The following is a 13,611-nucleotide window of genomic DNA, read 5'->3' as shown; positions in this document are numbered from 1 at the left end:
ACACAACTGACGAGGAACAGCATCATGATGAAATTGAAGCTAGCCAACATCAACAAGCAATTGGGCGGCACACGTATTCTGCGCGACGTCAGCCTGGAGATCGCTGCAGGTGAGTTCGTTGTGTTCGTTGGCCCTTCGGGCTGCGGAAAGTCGACGCTGCTGCGCTTGATTGCCGGACTGGACTCGATCTGTGGTGGCGACCTGCTGATCGACGGACGCCGGGTCAATGACCTGGAACCGCGCGAGCGTGGCGTCGGCATGGTCTTTCAGTCTTACGCTTTGTATCCGCACATGAGCGTCTACGACAACATCAGTTTCGGTCTCAAGCTGGCCAAGACTGAAAAAGGCAGCCTGCGCGAACGCGTGCTGAAAACCGCACAGATCCTGCAACTGGAAAAACTGCTGCAACGCAAACCCAGAGAGCTGTCCGGTGGGCAGCGCCAGCGTGTTGCAATGGGCAGAGCCATGGCGCGGGAACCGGACATTTTGTTGTTCGATGAACCGCTCTCCAACCTCGATGCCTCGTTGCGGGTGCAGATGCGCAACGAAATCGCCCATCTCCACAAACGGCTGGGCTCGACCATGATTTACGTCACTCACGATCAGGTAGAGGCCATGACCCTGGCTGACAAAATTGTCGTCCTCAACGGCGGTCAGGTCGAACAGGTTGGCTCACCACGCGAACTCTACGAGCGCCCCGCCAGCCACTTCGTCGCCGGTTTTCTGGGCTCGCCGAGAATGAATTTTCTGTCAGTACGCTTGCACGTACCAAGCCGCAACAGCCTGATCGATATCCCGGCACTGGGCATGACATCCCTGCCCTTCGACAGCTCGAGCCTTGCCGAAGACGCGCAATTGACCCTGGGTGTCCGTCCGGAACACATATCTCTAAGTGCAGCGAACAGTGGCACTGGCGTCACCGTGACCGGTGTCGAATACCTGGGCAGCGAGGTCTACGTGCACCTCGCTACAGACGAGAACGAACCCTTGATCTGCCGGTGCGAAGCAAAAGCCGGATGGCAGGTGGGCGACCGGGTCGCGCTGCATTTCGATACCGAAAATCTGCACGTGTTCGACGCCGATGGCCTGGCCTTGAAACGCCACTCTGACGCCGACCAACACCTGGCCCACGACACCACGCCGCACTTCGTACAAGCGGGTTCCCTATGAGTTTTTCTGTGAATGCCATGAAAGGTCCAATGTCCACCGCCCTTGAGCGCGCGCACCATGCATTGAGGGATAGCCTGGCGCAGGTAATCCACGATTATCGACCCGGTTATCACCTAGCCCCGCCTGCGGGCTGGATGAATGACCCTAACGGGGTAGTGTTCTTTCGTGGCGAATATCACGTGTTCTATCAGCACCACCCGTTCGACGCGAAATGGGGCCCGATGTACTGGGGCCATGCAAAGAGTGCCGATCTGGTCCATTGGCAGCACCTGCCCATTGCCCTGGCACCCGGTGATGACTTCGACCGGGACGGCTGTTTTTCCGGCAGTGCAGTGGTATATGACGACACCCTGGCGCTGATCTACACCGGGCACACGTGGCTGGGTGATGTGGGCGACGAGCGTTTCATCCGTCAGGTGCAGTGCCTGGCCACCAGTCTGGACGGCATCAACTTCGTCAAACACGGCGCCGTCATCGACAGCCCGCCGCAAGACACGATCATTCATTTCCGTGACCCGAAGGTCTGGCAGCAGGATGACCACTGGTACCTGATTGCCGGCGCGCGCCTGGGCGACGAGCCGCTGCTGCCGTTGTACCGGTCTGCGGACCTGCACGCCTGGGAATTCGTGAGCTATGTGTCCAGTGGCAACGAAGGCGATGGTTATATGTGGGAATGCCCAGACCTGTTTCGCCTTGATGGACGCGATGTACTGCTTTACTCCCCGCAAGGCATGCCAGCCCAGGGCTACGAGCGACTAAACAAGTTTCATACCGGCTACCGAGTGGGCCAAATCGACAGCCAATGGCAGTTCAACGGCGGGCCCTTTATCGAACTGGATAACGGCCACGACTTCTATGCTGCGCAGACCCTTGTGGCTGCCGATGGCAGACGTCTGGTGTGGGCGTGGCTCGATATGTGGGAAAGCCCGACCCCCACTGCAAACCATCACTGGCGCGGAATGCTCGGCCTGCCACGCGAACTCGAATTGCATGACGATCGCCTTTGCGTACACCCCGCGCGCGAACTGACAGCGTTGCGCAACACGTCATTGCCAGGCACTCCCTGGTGGAGCGAAGCGGGCACCCAGTGGCTGACCGACGTACACGGCGATCTGCTCGAAATCCACGTGTACCTGGACCTGCTCGACTGCATCGATGGTCACCTGGGAGTGGCATTGCGTTGTAGTTCAGATGGCAAGGAGCAAACTCTGCTTTACTACGATGCGTCGCTAAAACGTTTGATACTGGACCGCGATCAGTCGGGCACCCACGTCAGCGGTCAACGCAGCGTGGCAATAGACCCACAACAGGAGCGGCTTGAGTTGCGAGTCTTCCTGGATCGCTCATCCATTGAGGTATTCGAGCAAAACGGCCGCTTCAGCTTCAGTAGCCGCCTTTATCCACAGACCGACAGCCTGGGGGTCAAGCTTATTGCCAATGGAACTGGAGGCCGGGTGCGCATTGCCAACGCCTGGGAACTCTCCTCGGGATACTTACAGGTAAATCATTGAAGTCGCGAAAAAAATCAGGCCTCTGTAGCATGATAATTATCAGTCAACCTGACAGGCCCCGCCTTGCATGACCTCAGTTAAAGACGTTGCACGATTGGCCGGTGTGTCCCTGATGACGGTATCTCGGGCACTCAATAATCCGGAAAAACTGAGCCCCGAGACGTATCAGCGAGTCCGTAGCGCGATTGACGAGCTTCAATTTGTACCCAGCCTGTCAGCGCGCAGGATTCGCGGCGACAACTTGCAGACACGAACCATCGGAGTGTTTGCGCTGGACACCGCGACAACGCCGTTCGCGGTCGAGCTGCTGCTGTCCATCGAACAGACCGCACAGCAAGCAGGCTGGAACGTATTTATCCTCAACCTGCTAAGCAACCCGCCCACCGACCAGAACGTCGACCTGATGCTGTCCCACCGACCTGACGGGTTGATCTTCAGCGCCATGGGGTTGCGCGAAGTGACTATTCCCCAGCGCTTGAAAAGCAAACCGCTGGTGCTCGCCAACTGCGTAGCCGATGACAGCAGCCTCGTCAGTTATGTGCCAGACGACGAAACAGGGCAGTACCGCGCCTTGCACCATGCGTTCAGCCAGGGCTACCGACGTCCGTTGTTTATCAATCTGCCAAAAAAGAGCCTGGCCTGGAAAATTCGCCAGGCGGGTATGCAGCGTGCCTGCCAGGCATTCGGCATGGCTACCGGCGAACTCTTGCAGTACGACCTCTCCGAGCACGACGCCTATGGGGAAACCGCAGCCATCCTCGAACGGCACATGATTGATGGCCGTCCGCAGTTCGATATTCTGATCTGCGGCAATGACCGCATAGCCTTTTGTGCCTATCAATTGCTGCTGGGTCGTGGCCTGAAAATCCCCGGTGATGTCGCCGTGCTGGGCTATGACAATATGATCGGCATCTCCGAACTGTTCATCCCTGCGCTGACCACCGTGCAACTGCCGTATTACGAGATCGGTCGCAATGCCGCCCGGTACTTGATCGATGGCCTCGAAGTCTCGGGTGCCCAGCCGGTAGATTGCCCGCTTGTGGTGAGGGAATCGTTATGAAATGAAGGGCTTGTGTGGGCTGGATCGCGCCTCAACGCGGAGTAACCACGCTTGTATAGCGGACGGCTTCTACCTCCAGTCGCCTGCCTGCCAAGGTCAACAGATGGCAACTTTCAGACAGGAAGTGTTATGAAACCACTGGACAATGTTTTTCATGAGTTGCACAAGAATGGCCTTTTGATCCTGGCCAATGTCAGCGATGCAGGCGGCGCAAGAGTCGTAGAGTCATTGGGTGCCGCCGCGATCGCTACCAGCAGTGCGGGCATGGCATGGGGGCATGGTTACGCCGATGGTAACCAGCTCCCCCTTACGCGGCTGGCGGCCAGCGTTGAATCCATGACGCGAATACTGCACGTCCCCCTGACCGTAGACATTGAGGCCGGTTACTCCGACGACCTCCAACACGTTGCCAAGGTTGTCGAAGCAGTTGTCGCTTCAGGTGCCGTGGGTATCAACATCGAAGACGGTGCCGCACCACCGGAGGTACTTGTGCGCAAAATCGGAGTTGCCCGAGAAGTCGCCAACAAGCACGGCGTTAACCTATTCATCAATGCGCGCAGTGACGTCTATCTGAAAAGCCTGGTGCCCGCCTCCCAGCGTCTCGATGAAATCATCCGGCGTGCAGCGCTTTATGCACAAGCAGGAGCCAACGGCCTTTTCGCCGCAGGTATGGTCACGCCCGCCGAGATTTCCACACTCTGCAACGCCTCCCCACTGCCGGTGAACCTGCTTGCACGCGATGGGCTGTCAGCGCCCAAAGAACTGCAGCGCCTAGGCGTTAGACGCCTGAGCGCTGGTTCCAGTATTGCGGAGTTCCTGTACGGCGCGATGGAAGGGCTGGCCCGCTCTTTCATCGAGCGCGGGCAGCTGGATACGCAGGCGCTTACGGGTTTTACGTATGGGAAGTTGAATGGCTTGATGGCGGAGCGTGGATAAAGCGACAGGCCCTTGGGCAGCTTGAGCGAAAAGTGCTCAGGAGCATGGGGCCATGACGTCTTCCGCGACATCCCTACTTAGGTAACGCGGCGCGGTGATAGGCCATTTAAGGAACATCACCGCGGATGCAGAACACTCCGGACCGGTGCTTTTCAGGGACCTAAGCCAGCGATGTTCGTGGCTTAAGGGAAACAGGTGGGGGAAAAGCGGCCGCTTGCGACGATGTTAATTCACAAATACCAAACATTTCCCCCTGTGGATAACTCACTCCACCGTCACCGACTTCGCCAGGTTCCTCGGCTGGTCAACATCCGTCCCTTTCAACACCGCCACATAATACGAAAGCAGCTGCAACGGAATGGTGTACAGAATCGGTGCCAAGGCATCGATGATGTGCGGCATGGCGATGACGTGAGTGCCTTCGCCGTTCTTGAGCCCAGCCAGCTCATCCGCGAACACGATCAGTTCGCCGCCGCGGGCGCGTACTTCCTGCAGGTTGGATTTGAGTTTTTCCAGCAGTTCGTTGTTCGGCGCGACGGTGACGACCGGCATGTCGGCATCGACCAGCGCCAGCGGGCCGTGTTTCAGCTCGCCAGCCGGATAGGCTTCGGCGTGGATGTAGGAGATTTCTTTGAGCTTGAGTGCGCCTTCCATTGCTACCGGGAATTGCGCGCCACGACCGAGGAACAGGGTGTGGTGCTTCTCGGCGAACAGCTCGGCGACTTTCTCGATGGTGCCGTCCATTGCCAGGGCTTCGCCGAGTCGGGTTGGCAGGCGGCGCAGTTCCTCGACCAGTTGTGCCTCAACGCCCTCCTCCAACGATCCTTTGACCTGACCGAGTGACAGGGTCAGCAGCAGCAAGGCGACCAGTTGGGTGGTGAAGGCTTTGGTCGATGCCACGCCGATTTCCGGGCCGGCTTGGGTTAGCAGGGTCAGGTCGGATTCACGTACCAGTGAGCTGATGCCGACGTTGCAGATAGCCAGGCTGGCCAGAAAGCCCAGTTCCTTGGCGTTGCGCAGCGCTGCCAGTGTGTCGGCGGTTTCGCCGGATTGCGAGATCGAAACGAACAAGGTGTCCGGCTGAACCACGACCTTGCGGTAGCGGAACTCGCTGGCCACTTCCACCTGGCAAGGGATACCGGCAAGACCTTCAAGCCAGTAACGCGCGACCATGCCTGCGTGGTAGCTGGTGCCACACGCCACGATCTGAACATTGCGTACTTTGGCGAACAATTCGGCAGCCTGTGGACCAAATGCGTGGACCAGCACTTGCTGTTGCCCCAGGCGACCTTCGAGGGTGCGCTGCACGACCTTGGGTTGCTCGTGGATTTCCTTGAGCATGAAGTGACGATATTCGCCCTTGTCAGCGGCTTCGGCGCCTTCATGGTATTGCACCACTTCACGCTCGACCGACACACCCTCGACGTTCCAGATCTGCACGCTGTCGCGACGGATCTCGGCAATATCGCCTTCTTCCAGGTACATGAAACGGTCGGTCACCTGACGCAGCGCCAGTTGATCGGAGGCCAGGAAGTTTTCACCCAGGCCCATGCCGATCACCAGCGGGCTGCCACTGCGGGCGGCCAGCAGGCGATCCGGTTGTGCAGCGTTGATAACGGCAAGACCGTAGGCACCGTGCAATTCTTTCACGGCAGCCTTCAGGGCAACCGCCAGATCTGGCGTGTCCTTGAGCTTGTGGTGCAGCAGGTGAACGATGACTTCGGTGTCGGTATCGGATGCGAAGACGTAACCCAGGCTTTTCAGCTGTTCACGTAGCGCTTCGTGGTTCTCGATGATGCCGTTGTGGACAACTGCCAGTTTATCGGCCGAGAAGTGTGGATGAGCGTTACGTTCGCACGGTGCACCGTGGGTCGCCCAACGGGTGTGGGCAATACCCAGACGGCCGATCAGCGGCTCGCCTTCCAGTGCCTGCTCCAGCTCACTGACTTTGCCCGAGCGACGACGGCGCTCAAGGGTGCCTTCGTTACTGAAAACAGCAACGCCTGCGCTGTCGTAGCCGCGGTACTCAAGACGCTTGAGGCCTTCGAGCAAAATGGCCGTGATATTACGTTCAGCAACGGCGCCGACGATTCCACACATGGTTATCTCCTAGCTGACAGCAGCACAAATCAGATTGATGCCGTGGGCCTGTATCTGATCGCGAGCCTCGCTGGGCAGGCGATCATCAGTAATAAGGGTGTGGATACTGCTCCAGGGCAGCTCCAGATTGGGGATCTTGCGACCGACCTTGTCGGCCTCGACCATGACAACGACTTCCCGGGCGACTTCCGCCATGACCCGGCTCAAACCCAGCAGCTCATTGAACGTGGTGGTGCCACGAGTCAGATCGATGCCGTCGGCACCGATGAACAACTGATCGAAATCGTAGGAGCGCAGTACCTGTTCAGCGACCTGCCCCTGAAAAGACTCCGAGTGCGGATCCCACGTTCCGCCGGTCATCAACAGGACCGGTTCGTGTTCCAGCTCAGTAAGGGCTCGCGCCACATGCAGTGAGTTGGTCATGACCACCAGACCAGGTTGCTGGCCCAGTTCAGGGATCAACGCAGCCGTGGTGCTGCCACTGTCGACAATAATTCTGGCGTGCTCGCGAATTCGGGAAACCGCAGCGCGGGCAATGGCCTGTTTGTAACGGGAAACCGGCTGGCTGCTTTCGCTGATCAGCTCGTGAGGAAGCGGCACTGCGCCCCCGTAACGGCGCAACAACAAACCATTGGTTTCGAGGGCCGCCAGATCCTTTCGAATCGTAACTTCAGAAGTTTCAAAGCGTCTGGCCAAATCGTCGACACTGACTTCACCCAGCTCATTGAGCAGGGCGAGAATGTTGTGGCGACGTTGTGGTGTATTGCGCTTCGACATGACAGCCTTAAGTTTCGTTTCGAAATATAACGAAGGCAATCAAAACCTATTTTTTGGGTTTGGTCAAGGTTTCGGTATCTGTGCCTGATCGTACCCATGCTCCGCGTGGGTATGCAGTTCTGGACGCTCCGCGTCCTATCTTGAGCGTCAGGTGTGGATAGTTATGGACACGTGCCAATGTTGAGCATTGGCACGTGAGTCACCGGGAGCTGTGGATAACTCAGTCTTTCCTGATTTTTACCGGACGCTTCCAGCCTTCGATGTTGCGTTGGCGAGCACGAGCTACGCCGAGTTGTTCAGCGGGCACGTTCTGCGTGATGGTCGAACCGGCTGCGGTCGTAGCACCATCAAAGATATCCACAGGCGCAACCAGTGAGTTGTTAGAACCAATGAACACGTCTGCACCCAACTTGGTCTTGTGCTTGTTGGCCCCATCGTAATTGCAGGTGATGGTGCCGGCACCGATATTGGTACGTGCGCCGATCTCGGCATCGCCCAAGTAAGTCAGGTGGCCGACCTTGGCACCCTCGCCCAGATTCGCATTCTTGAGTTCAACAAAGTTACCCACATGCGCTTTGGCGCCCAGCACACTGCCAGGGCGCAGGCGTGCAAACGGGCCGGCATCGCTGCCCTCGCCCAGAATTGCGCCTTCGATGTGGCTGTTGGCTTTGACGATGACCCCTTTGCGCAGGGTGCTGTCCTTGATCACGCAGTTAGGGCCGATGACCACGTTGTCCTCGATGACTACCTTCCCTTCGAGGATAACGTTGATGTCGATCAGCACATCGCGGCCGACGCTGACTTCGCCGCGCACATCGAATCGCGCAGGGTCACGCAGGGTCACACCACCTGCCATCAACCGGCGGGCTTCGCGCATCTGATAATGGCGCTCCAGTTCGGAGAGCTGTTTGCGATCATTGGCGCCCTGCACTTCCATTGCGTCGTAAGGCTGCTCTGTGGCAACAATCAGCCCGTCATTGACGGCCATGGCGATTACGTCAGTGAGGTAATACTCGCCTTGGGCGTTGTTGTTGGACAGCCGCCCCAGCCAGTCAGCGAGACGCTTGGCAGGCACCGCGAGAATGCCCGTGTTACCTTCGGTGATTGCCTTCTGTGCATCGTTCGCATCCTTGTGCTCGACAATCGCGCAGACACGATTCTGCTCGTCGCGAACAATGCGGCCGTAACCGGTGGGGTCGTCCAGAGTGACGGTCAACAGGCCCAGTTGCTGCGGATTGACGAGTTTGAGCAGGCGCGCAAGCGTCTCCACTTCAATCAACGGCACATCGCCATAAAGAATCAACACGGTCTCAGCCGTAAGTGCAGGCAGCGCCTGAGCAACGGCGTGGCCTGTGCCCAGTTGCTTGTCCTGCATCACGAAATTCAGGTCATCGGCTGCCAGCTGTTCACGAACAGCATCCGCGCCGTGTCCGATCACGACGTGTATTCCACTTGGGGATAACTGACGCGCGCTGTGGATAACATGACCGAGCATGGAGTTGCCAGCCACGGGATGCAGGACCTTGGGCAAGGCGGAACGCATCCGGGTACCTTGGCCAGCAGCGAGAATAACGATATCGAGAGACATGATAGGACTACCAACTGAGCGGCAACCGGACCGAAGGCGGGCTGACTTGAAAGAGGAAATCTGAAAAAAGAAAAAGGGTAGCCGAGGCTACCCTTTTTCTCAATCGCGCATCGAATGCAGCGGGGTTAGCCGCCGAACTTCTTGCGAATTTGCTGAACGGTGCGCAGCTGAGCTGCAGCCTCGGCCAGACGAGCAGTTGCAGAGCCGTAGTCGAAATCTGCGCCTTTCTCGTTCAGGGCCTTCTCGGCAGCCAGTACGGCAGCCTGAGCAGAAGCTTCATCCAGGTCGGCAGCACGTTGCACAGTATCGGCAAGCACCTTGACCATGTTCGGCTGAACCTCAAGGAAACCACCGGAGATGTAAAACACCTCGGCTTCCCCACCCTGCTTGATCAAGCGGATCGGGCCCGGCTTCAGATCAGTGATCAGCGGCGCGTGGCCTGGAGCGATACCGAGATCACCCAGGTTGCCGTGCGCAATCACCATCTCGACCAGACCGGAGAAGATTTCCCCTTCCGCGCTGACGATGTCGCAATGGACTGTCATAGCCATTTGCTTGCCTCAACCTAATTAGCGCCCGTTTCCGGGCGCCGGGATTACAGTTTCTTGGCTTTCTCGATCGCTTCTTCGATGCCGCCGACCATGTAGAACGCTTGTTCTGGCAGGTGGTCGTAGTCACCGTTGAGGATGCCTTTGAAGCCAGCAATGGTGTCTTTCAGGGAAACATATTTACCCGAAGCACCGGTGAAGACTTCTGCCACGAAGAAAGGCTGGGACAGGAAGCGCTGGATCTTACGAGCACGGTTAACCAACTGTTTGTCGGTCTCCGACAGCTCGTCCATACCCAGAATCGCGATGATGTCTTTCAGCTCTTTGTAACGCTGCAACACATACTGAACGCCGCGAGCGGTGTCGTAGTGTTCCTGGCCAATGACGTTCGGGTCCAGCTGACGCGAAGTCGAGTCCAGCGGGTCTACCGCAGGGTAGATACCCAGGGAAGCGATGTCACGGGACAGTACGACGGTGGCGTCCAAGTGGGCAAACGTGGTCGCAGGCGACGGGTCAGTCAAGTCGTCCGCTGGTACGTATACGGCCTGGATCGAGGTGATCGAACCATTCTTGGTGGAAGTGATGCGCTCTTGCAGAGTGCCCATCTCTTCAGCCAGAGTCGGCTGGTAACCTACTGCGGAAGGCATACGGCCCAGCAGTGCGGATACTTCGGTACCGGCCAGGGTGTAACGATAGATGTTGTCGACGAACAGCAGTACGTCGTTACCTTCGTCACGGAACTTCTCGGCCATGGTCAGGCCGGTCAGTGCTACGCGCAGACGGTTACCCGGCGGCTCGTTCATCTGACCGTAAACCAGTGCCACTTTGTCCAGAACGTTGGAATCCTTCATCTCGTGGTAGAAGTCGTTACCCTCACGAGTACGCTCACCCACACCGGCGAACACGGAATAACCGCTGTGCTCGATGGCGATGTTACGGATCAGTTCCATCATGTTTACGGTCTTGCCGACACCGGCACCACCGAACAGACCGACTTTACCACCTTTGGCGAACGGGCAGACCAGGTCGATAACCTTGATGCCGGTTTCCAGAAGGTCGTTGCCGCCAGCCTGCTCAGCGAAGGACGGTGCAGGACGGTGAATGCCCCAGCGCTCTTCGGTGGCAATCGGGCCAGCTTCGTCGATCGGGTTGCCCAGCACGTCCATGATCCGGCCCAGAGTCGCTTTACCGACCGGTACGGAGATGGCTGCGCCAGAGTCTGTTACTTCCAGACCACGCTTCAAGCCCTCGGTGGAGCCCATCGCAATGGTACGAACCACACCGTCGCCCAGCTGCTGCTGAACTTCCAGGGTGGTTCCTGCCGCGCTTTGAACTTCCAGCGCGTTGTAGATACTCGGTACGCTATCGCGTGGGAATTCCACGTCGATCACGGCGCCGATGATTTGAACGATACGTCCGCTACTCATTAGCTGGTTCCTCTAATATTTGAACCGTTAAACCGCGGCAGCGCCGCCGACGATTTCCGAGATCTCTTGGGTGATCGCTGCCTGACGCGCCTTGTTGTAGATCAGCTGCAAATCGCTGATCAAATCACCGGCGTTGTCTGTGGCGTTCTTCATCGCGATCATCCGCGCTGCTTGTTCAGCTGCGTTGTTCTCGACCACCGCCTGGTACACCTGCGATTCCACGTAGCGAACCATAAGGCCGTCTAGCAGCTCTTTGGCATCGGGTTCGTAGAGATAGTCCCAGTGGTGCTTGAGCCCTTGATCCGGGGTTGCCACCAGCGGAATCAATTGCTCCACTGTTGGTTGCTGGGTCATGGTGTTGATGAACTTGTTGGATACCACGGACAGGCGATCAATACGGCCATCCAGATAGGCATCCAGCATCACCTTGACGCTGCCGATCAAGTCGTTGATCGACGGCTCTTCGCCCAGGTGGCTGATCGCAGCGACGACGTTACCGCCGAAGTTGCGGAAAAATGCCGCACCTTTGCTGCCGACCACGCACAGATCGATCTCTACACCGTTTTCACGGTTCACCGCCATGTCCTTGACCAGAGTCTTGAACAGGTTGGTATTCAATCCACCACACAGACCACGGTCACTGCTCACTACGACATAACCCACGCGCTTCACAGGGCGCTCGATCATGAACGGGTGGCGGTACTCCGGGTTGGCGTTTGCCAGATGACCAATCACCTGACGAATGCGCTCCGCGTAAGGACGGCTAGCAGCCATGCGCATTTGAGCCTTGCGCATTTTGCTGACCGCCACTTTTTCCATGGCGCTGGTGATCTTTTGCGTGCTTTTGATGCTCGCAATCTTGCTGCGAATCTCTTTTGCGCCTGCCATGTAACACCTATCAGGTTAGCAAGCGGGAGCCTTGCGGCCCCCGCTGCGGCTTACCAGGTTTGGGTGGCCTTGAACTTCTCGATGCCGGCTTTCATGCCAGAATCGATTTCGTCATTGAAGTCACCCTTCACGTTGATCTTCGCCATCAAATCGGCGTGATCGCGGTTGAAGTAAGCAATCAGCGCTTGTTCAAAGCTGCCAATCTTGGCGATTTCGACGTCAGTCAGGAACCCACGCTCAGCGGCATACAGCGACAGCGCCATGTCAGCAATCGACATTGGTGCGTATTGCTTCTGCTTCATCAGCTCGGTAACGCGCTGACCATGCTCAAGTTGCTTGCGGGTCGCCTCGTCCAGGTCAGAAGCAAACTGGGCGAATGCCGCCAGTTCACGGTACTGAGCCAGAGCGGTACGGATACCACCGGAAAGCTTCTTGATGATCTTGGTCTGAGCGGCACCACCCACACGGGATACCGAAACACCGGCGTTCACAGCCGGACGGATGCCGGAGTTGAACATGGCCGATTCCAGGAAGATCTGACCGTCGGTGATGGAAATCACGTTGGTCGGAACGAACGCGGAAACGTCGCCAGCCTGGGTTTCGATGATCGGCAGTGCGGTCAGCGAGCCGGTTTTGCCGGTCACTGCGCCGTTGGTGAACTTCTCTACGTACTCTTCGGAAACACGCGATGCGCGCTCCAGCAGACGGGAGTGGAGATAGAACACGTCGCCTGGGTAAGCTTCACGGCCTGGTGGACGGCGCAGCAGCAGGGAAATCTGGCGGTAAGCCACTGCTTGCTTGGACAGATCGTCATAAACGATCAGCGCGTCTTCACCGCGGTCGCGGAAGAACTCGCCCATGGTGCAACCCGAGTACGGTGCAAGGAATTGCAGCGCAGCGGATTCGGAAGCACTTGCAGCCACGACGATGGTGTTAGCCAGTGCGCCGTTTTCTTCGAGCTTGCGAACAACGTTGGCGATGGTCGATTGCTTCTGACCGATTGCTACGTAGACGCAGAAGATGCCGCTGTTCTTCTGGTTGATGATTGCGTCGATGGCCAGAGCGGTTTTACCGATCTGACGGTCACCGATGATCAGCTCACGCTGGCCACGGCCGACAGGAATCATGGCATCGACAGCCTTGTAGCCAGTCTGTACAGGCTGGTCTACCGACTTACGCCAGATCACGCCTGGAGCAACTTTCTCGACCGCATCGGTCTCGGTGTTGTTCAGCGGACCTTTGCCGTCAACTGGGTTACCCAGTGCATCGACAACGCGACCCAGCAGTTCCTTACCAACCGGAACTTCGAGGATGCGGCCAGTGCACTTGGCGCTCATGCCTTCAGCCAGAGTCGTGTAAGCGCCCAGTACAACGGCACCCACGGAGTCTTGCTCAAGGTTCAGCGCCATACCGTAGACGCCGCCCGGAAACTCGATCATCTCGCCGTACATTACGTCGGCCAGACCGTGAATCCGCACGATACCGTCAGACACGCTGACGACTGTGCCTTCGTTACGGGCTTGGGAGGTTACATCGAGCTTGTCGATGCGACCCTTGATGATTTCACTTATTTCGGAAGGATTGAGTTGCTGCATTGCTCTGCTGC

11 protein-coding genes are annotated in these 13,611 nt (G+C 57.7%); 4 read left to right on the top strand and 7 right to left on the bottom strand.

What is annotated here, in order from left to right; all coding sequences use genetic code 11:
* Positions 1 to 24 precede the first annotated feature (24 nt).
* The 4 genes from RYB09_RS08825 to RYB09_RS08810 all read left to right on the top strand — a co-directional run bounded on the left by RYB09_RS08825 (position 25) and on the right by RYB09_RS08810 (position 4,677).
* A complete protein-coding gene (locus RYB09_RS08825) occupies positions 25 to 1,170 on the top strand; it encodes a sn-glycerol-3-phosphate ABC transporter ATP-binding protein UgpC (protein ID WP_316887965.1) in 1,146 nt (381 codons plus the stop codon).
* Positions 1,167 to 2,681, top strand: coding sequence for a glycoside hydrolase family 32 protein (locus RYB09_RS08820; RefSeq protein ID WP_316887963.1), 1,515 nt, complete (start codon positions 1,167 to 1,169; stop codon positions 2,679 to 2,681). Before RYB09_RS08825 ends, RYB09_RS08820 begins: the two co-directional genes overlap by 4 nt.
* 67 nt (positions 2,682 to 2,748) lie before the next feature.
* The gene (locus tag RYB09_RS08815) at positions 2,749 to 3,741 is read left to right on the top strand and encodes a LacI family DNA-binding transcriptional regulator (RefSeq protein ID WP_057401615.1); all 993 of its coding nucleotides are present in this window, start codon (positions 2,749 to 2,751) and stop codon (positions 3,739 to 3,741) included.
* Positions 3,742 to 3,870: 129 nt separating this feature from the next.
* Complete coding sequence (locus RYB09_RS08810) at positions 3,871 to 4,677, top strand: isocitrate lyase/phosphoenolpyruvate mutase family protein (protein WP_316887960.1); 807 nt, start codon at positions 3,871 to 3,873, stop codon at positions 4,675 to 4,677.
* Positions 4,678 to 4,941: 264 nt separating this feature from the next.
* Here the strand turns inward: RYB09_RS08810 and glmS are convergent, their stop codons facing one another.
* The 7 genes from glmS to atpA form a co-directional block, all read right to left on the bottom strand.
* Positions 4,942 to 6,777: a glutamine--fructose-6-phosphate transaminase (isomerizing) gene (glmS, locus tag RYB09_RS08805; RefSeq protein ID WP_122259320.1), complete on the bottom strand. Its 1,836-nt coding sequence runs from the start codon at positions 6,775 to 6,777 to the stop codon at positions 4,942 to 4,944.
* A gap of 9 nt (positions 6,778 to 6,786) precedes the next feature.
* Positions 6,787 to 7,554: a DeoR/GlpR family DNA-binding transcription regulator gene (locus RYB09_RS08800; protein ID WP_219170677.1), complete on the bottom strand. Its 768-nt coding sequence runs from the start codon at positions 7,552 to 7,554 to the stop codon at positions 6,787 to 6,789.
* A 220-nt stretch (positions 7,555 to 7,774) separates the two neighbouring features.
* Positions 7,775 to 9,142, bottom strand: coding sequence for a bifunctional UDP-N-acetylglucosamine diphosphorylase/glucosamine-1-phosphate N-acetyltransferase GlmU (glmU, locus tag RYB09_RS08795; protein ID WP_316887958.1), 1,368 nt, complete (start codon positions 9,140 to 9,142; stop codon positions 7,775 to 7,777).
* 125 nt (positions 9,143 to 9,267) lie between these two features.
* Positions 9,268 to 9,693 carry a F0F1 ATP synthase subunit epsilon gene (locus tag RYB09_RS08790; RefSeq protein WP_002555981.1) on the bottom strand — a complete coding sequence of 142 codons (426 nt, stop codon included), beginning with the start codon at positions 9,691 to 9,693 and terminating at the stop codon, positions 9,268 to 9,270.
* 44 nt (positions 9,694 to 9,737) lie between these two features.
* A complete protein-coding gene (gene atpD / locus RYB09_RS08785; RefSeq protein WP_002555982.1) occupies positions 9,738 to 11,117 on the bottom strand; it encodes a F0F1 ATP synthase subunit beta in 1,380 nt (459 codons plus the stop codon).
* A 27-nt stretch (positions 11,118 to 11,144) separates the two neighbouring features.
* Positions 11,145 to 12,005 (bottom strand): F0F1 ATP synthase subunit gamma, encoded by an 861-nt coding sequence (gene atpG / locus RYB09_RS08780; RefSeq protein WP_003367855.1) that lies wholly within the window; start codon positions 12,003 to 12,005, stop codon positions 11,145 to 11,147.
* A 50-nt stretch (positions 12,006 to 12,055) separates the two neighbouring features.
* Positions 12,056 to 13,600 carry a F0F1 ATP synthase subunit alpha gene (gene atpA / locus RYB09_RS08775; protein WP_002555984.1) on the bottom strand — a complete coding sequence of 515 codons (1,545 nt, stop codon included), beginning with the start codon at positions 13,598 to 13,600 and terminating at the stop codon, positions 12,056 to 12,058.
* Positions 13,601 to 13,611 lie beyond the last annotated feature (11 nt).

This window comes from Pseudomonas syringae group sp. J254-4 (assembly GCF_032586855.1).
Taxonomy (GTDB): Bacteria; Pseudomonadota; Gammaproteobacteria; order Pseudomonadales; family Pseudomonadaceae; genus Aquipseudomonas; species Aquipseudomonas amygdali.
Note: the sequence above shows the minus strand (reverse complement) of the source record. Positions and strands in the feature narration are given on the sequence as shown.

Bases quoted from the DNA above. Each gene is read 5' to 3' on its own strand.
- RYB09_RS08825 (WP_316887965.1), top strand. From the start codon at position 25: ATGATGAAATTGAAGCTAGCCAACATCAACAAGCAATTGGGCGGCACA.
- RYB09_RS08820 (WP_316887963.1), top strand. From the start codon at position 1,167: ATGAGTTTTTCTGTGAATGCCATGAAAGGTCCAATGTCCACCGCCCTT.
- RYB09_RS08815 (WP_057401615.1), top strand. From the start codon at position 2,749: ATGACCTCAGTTAAAGACGTTGCACGATTGGCCGGTGTGTCCCTGATG.
- RYB09_RS08810 (WP_316887960.1), top strand. From the start codon at position 3,871: ATGAAACCACTGGACAATGTTTTTCATGAGTTGCACAAGAATGGCCTT.
- glmS (WP_122259320.1), bottom strand. From the start codon at position 6,777: ATGTGTGGAATCGTCGGCGCCGTTGCTGAACGTAATATCACGGCCATT.
- RYB09_RS08800 (WP_219170677.1), bottom strand. From the start codon at position 7,554: ATGTCGAAGCGCAATACACCACAACGTCGCCACAACATTCTCGCCCTG.
- glmU (WP_316887958.1), bottom strand. From the start codon at position 9,142: ATGTCTCTCGATATCGTTATTCTCGCTGCTGGCCAAGGTACCCGGATG.
- RYB09_RS08790 (WP_002555981.1), bottom strand. From the start codon at position 9,693: ATGGCTATGACAGTCCATTGCGACATCGTCAGCGCGGAAGGGGAAATC.
- atpD (WP_002555982.1), bottom strand. From the start codon at position 11,117: ATGAGTAGCGGACGTATCGTTCAAATCATCGGCGCCGTGATCGACGTG.
- atpG (WP_003367855.1), bottom strand. From the start codon at position 12,005: ATGGCAGGCGCAAAAGAGATTCGCAGCAAGATTGCGAGCATCAAAAGC.
- atpA (WP_002555984.1), bottom strand. From the start codon at position 13,600: ATGCAGCAACTCAATCCTTCCGAAATAAGTGAAATCATCAAGGGTCGC.